The organism is Arhodomonas sp. KWT (assembly GCF_010993615.1).
Map to the genome: position 1 here is coordinate 15818 of NZ_WNXE01000050.1, position 3958 is coordinate 19775.

3 protein-coding genes are annotated in these 3958 nt (G+C 72.1%); 1 reads left to right on the forward strand and 2 read right to left on the reverse strand.

Annotation, left to right across the window (positions count from 1 at the left end):
• Nucleotides 1–411: Sir2 family NAD-dependent protein deacetylase (locus G7A99_RS25425; protein WP_305792319.1), on the forward strand; the 411-nt coding region annotated here is incomplete at its 5' end.
• A gap of 44 nt (nt 412–455) precedes the next feature.
• Here G7A99_RS25425 and G7A99_RS09770 read toward each other — a convergent pair.
• Together G7A99_RS09770 and G7A99_RS09775 are read right to left on the reverse strand one after the other, a co-directional pair.
• Nucleotides 456–3284 (reverse strand): EAL domain-containing protein, encoded by a 2829-nt coding sequence (locus G7A99_RS09770; RefSeq protein WP_163139817.1) that lies wholly within the window; start codon nt 3282–3284, stop codon nt 456–458.
• A complete protein-coding gene (locus G7A99_RS09775; protein ID WP_163139819.1) occupies nt 3281–3898 on the reverse strand; it encodes a DUF924 family protein in 618 nt (205 codons plus the stop codon). The genes G7A99_RS09770 and G7A99_RS09775 overlap by 4 nt, the downstream gene beginning before the upstream one ends.
• Between the last annotated feature and the right edge of the window lie 60 nt (nt 3899–3958).

Here is a 3958-nt window from a genome sequence, read left to right on the forward strand (position 1 = left end):
CTGCTCCACGACAACCCGGACTGGGCGGGTATCGCCGCGAGCCATGCCCCGGACGGCGACGCCGACCTCGATGACGTGGACTACGATGCCTTCCGCGTGCCCGCCTGCCGGCGTTGCGGCGGCGTCCTCAAGCCCGGCGTCGTGTTCTTCGGTGAGGGGGTGCCCGGCGAGCGCGTGACGCTGGCGATGGCGGCCCTGGAGCGGGCGGGTCTGCTGCTGGTCGCCGGCTCCTCGCTCATGGTCTGGTCCGGCTACCGGTTCGTGCGCGCCGCCGTCGACCGCGGCATCCCCGTGGTGGCGGTCGGCCGCGGCGTCACCCGCGCCGAGGGCGAGCTCGCCTTCCGCGTGACCGGCGACTGCGCCGAGGTCCTGCCCGCCCTGGCGGCCGGGGTGGGGGCGTGGCGGGGGTAGGGCCGTACGGTCGTCCCGCGCCGCCAGCGGTCACGGCAGCGGGTTCAGCGGTCCGGGTCGCGGTAGATCCGCCCGAGGGGGAATGCCTCCGGCTGGACGGGATGGGCGTAGTGGAAGCCCTGGTGGAGGGTGCAGCCGAGGGCGTCCAGCGCCGCCGCCTGGGACGCCGTCTCCATGCCCTCGGCGATGACGTTGAGCGAGAGCCGGTCGGCGAGCGCCAGTACCGCCTGCACGATCGCCGCCTCGTGGGCGTCCTCGTCCACCTGGTTGATCAGGCTGCGGTCGAGCTTGAGGGTGTCCACCGGCAGGCACTTGAGGTGGGAGAGCGACGAGTAGCCGATCCCGAAGTCGTCGATGGTGATGTGCACGCCGGCGCTGCGCAGCCGTGAGAGGGTGGCCGCGTTGCGCTCCGGGTCGCGCATGAATGTCCCTTCGGTGATCTCCAGTTCCAGCTGGGCCGGGTCGAGTCCGCCGCTGTCGATGGTCGCCAGTATCTCTTCCGCGAAACGCGGCGCCTCCAGCTCCAGCGGGCTGATGTTGACCGCCATGCGCAGCGGATAGCCCTGTTCCGCCCACGCTCTGGCCTGGTGTGCGGCGCGGCGGCGCAGCTGTGCACCGATGGCGACGATCAGTCCGGTCTGCTCGGCCAGCGGGATGAACCGCCCGGGCGAGATCGCCTCGCCGTCGGCCGGGATCCAGCGGGCCAGTGCCTCGACGCTTTCGATGCGCCCGCTGCGGGTGCAGACCCGCGGCTGGTACCAGAGGGTGAGGGCGTCCTGCTCCACCGCCCGGGCCAGGGCCTGTTCGAGCTGAACGCGTTCCTGCACGGCGGCGCCGTGGTGCGGCGCATAGCGCATGAAGCGCCTTCCGGCGGCCTTGGCCTCGTACATGGCGATGTCGGCGTGCTGGAGCAGGGCGTCCAGGCTGGTGCCGTCCTGCGGGCAGAGGACGCCGCCGATGCTGCAGTCCAGTCGCACCTCGCCGCCGGCGAGGGGGAGCGGGGACTCGAACGCCCGTCCCAGGTCGTCGACGACCTCGTCCAGAACGGCTGCGTCGCAGTCCGGGCAGAGCACGGCGAACTCGTCGCCCCCGAGCCGGGCGAGGGTGTCGCCCGGGCGCAGCCTGTCGGCGAGCCGGTCGGCGATGGCCGCGAGGATGCCGTCGCCGGTCTTGTGGCCCTGGGTGTCGTTGATGTCCTTGAACCGGTCCAGGTCCAGGTAGAGCACGCCGAGGCTGCGCCCGCCGGCCTGGTGCTCGCGGATCGTGTCCACGGCACGGTGTTGCAGCAGGCGGCGGTTCGGCAGGCCGGTGAGCGGGTCGTAGTAGGCGAGGCTGAAGGCCTCCTCCTCGTGGCGGCGGCGCTCGCTGATGTCGACGCAGACCGTGTAGAGCGCGGTGCGGCCGTTGTAGGCGATAGTCGTCATGGTCGCCTCGATGGGGATGTCCTGGCCGTCGAAGCCGCGGCACAGCCACTCGAAGCGGTGGAAGTGACGATAGTGGGCGAGCGCGATCATCTGCTGCGCCTTGATCCGGGAGTCGGTGCCGTCCGGCTGGGTCGGCGGGGAGACGTCCCAGGGCGTGAACGGCAGCACTGCCCCCCGTTCCAGGTGGCGCGCGCCGAGCACGTCCAGTGTCGCCTGGTTGCACTCCACGAAACGGTCGCCGTCGAGAATCAGAATGGCGTCTTCCGAGGCCTCGAAGACGTCCCGGAACATCCGCTCGTGGCGGCGCATGCGGGCCTGCGCACGATGCCGTTCGCGGATGTCTGTGGCCACGCACAGGCGCTGGGTGGCGCCGTCGTCGGCGATCTCGCTGATGCGCAGCTCCACCGGGATCGCCTCTCCGTCGGCGTGCCGCAGCACCGCCTCCAGGCACTGCGGTCCCCCGGCGGCGTCCAGCAGGCCCGGGCCCGGGGGCTCGGCGCGGGGGTCCGTCGCACCCAGCCAGGGCCATAGCGGCGCGCCGACCAGCATCCCGTCGTCCGCGCCGGTCAGGCGGCTGGCGCCGCGGTTGGCGCGCAGGATGACGCCGGTCTCGTCCAGCAGGAAGTAGGCGTCCGGCGACTCCTCGATGAACCGGTAGAGCCGTGCCTCGCTCGCCTGCAGCGCGCGCTCGGTGCGCCGGTGGTCGCTGACGTCCAGCAGGGCGCCGACGATCAGTCGCTCGCCGTGTCCGGTCCGTGTCAGGCGCTTGTGGCAGCGTACCTCGCGCAGCGTGCCGGTGCCGTCATCGAAGGTCAGCTCGTAGGGCAGTTCCTCGTGCTCACCGCGCCACAGCGCCTGGTCGATTTCGTGGTGGGTGGCGAGGTGCTCCTGGCTCAGGAAACGGTCCGGGTGGTAGCCGACGAGACCGGCGGGGCCGGCGCCGGAGACCACCTCGGCGAACGGCCGGTTGCACCCGCGGTAGCGGGACGACTCGTCCTTGTAGAAGACCGGGAAGGGCAGGGCGTCCAGGACGGTCTGGGCCTCGTCCACGGCGGTGGCCAGGCGCCGGTGCTGGCGCCGCCGTCGGGCGGCGGCGGCGATGCGGGTGCCATCGCCGGCGGATGTGCCGGCGACGACCAGCCATTCGTCGTCGCCCCCGGGGTTCGTGCACGCCGCGATCCAGCCGTCCCCTACGATCGCGGCCGCACCGGGCAGCTCGGCGAGCAGCGGGGCGGGGAGGAGACAGGGGCGCCGGAGCGAATCCCGCAGGCATGTCCGCAGCCCCGGCGAGGGGGCGAGGACACGGCTGGTTCCGGTGTCGTCCACACACAGGTGGCCGGTGGCCGTGGCGCGTATCGCCCAGGCGCGGCTGCCGGGGCCGGCAAGCAGGGTGAGCAGGTCCCGGAGCTGGGTGTCCGCGGTGATGCCCGGGCCGCGGAGACCGGTCATGGGGCGTCGGATGGATGTCCGCGTTCCAGGAAATCCGTCTCCGCCGGGGTGCTCTCGCGGTTGAGGATGCGGTTGCGGTGCGGGAAACGATCGAAGCGCAGGATGGTGTCCCGGTGCTCCCGCGCCGCCTTGAGCGAGCGCTCGAAGGGGGGGCGTTCGGGCTCGGGTACGGCGGCGACCAGTTCCTCGAAACGCTGCACGGCGCGGTCCTGCACCGGCAGTGATTCGGCGTGCATCATCGGCATGTAGAAGAACAGCCGCTCCACCGGGCGCAGGGCAAGGTCCTGGTCCTGCGTCTGGCCCTCCAGGGAATGCGCCAGGGCGAGGCGGTCGCTGGCGAAGGCGTCCGGGGTGTCACGGAATATGTTGCGGGAGAACTGGTCCAGCAGCACGATCAGCGCCAGCCGTCCGCGCGGGCTCTCGCCCCAGGTATCGCACTCGCCGCGGCGGGCGAGCTGGAGCAGGGCGCCGAATTCGGCCTCGATCTCGGCGTCCACTGTGTCGTCGGCGCGGAACCACAGGTCCATGCGCTCCCCGGCGATGGCGCCGTCGTCCCGATCGGCGGCGTCGCCGCCGAACCAGTAGCTCAGGATCGCCTCGTGTCGCTCGCTCATCGGCCTTTCCGCAACGAATGGTCCGGGCATTGTGCCGTCGTGCCCGTCGCAGTGCCAGCG

Bases quoted from the DNA above. Each gene is read 5' to 3' on its own strand.
- G7A99_RS09770 (WP_163139817.1), bottom strand. From the start codon at position 3,284: ATGACCGGTCTCCGCGGCCCGGGCATCACCGCGGACACCCAGCTCCGG.
- G7A99_RS09775 (WP_163139819.1), bottom strand. From the start codon at position 3,898: ATGAGCGAGCGACACGAGGCGATCCTGAGCTACTGGTTCGGCGGCGAC.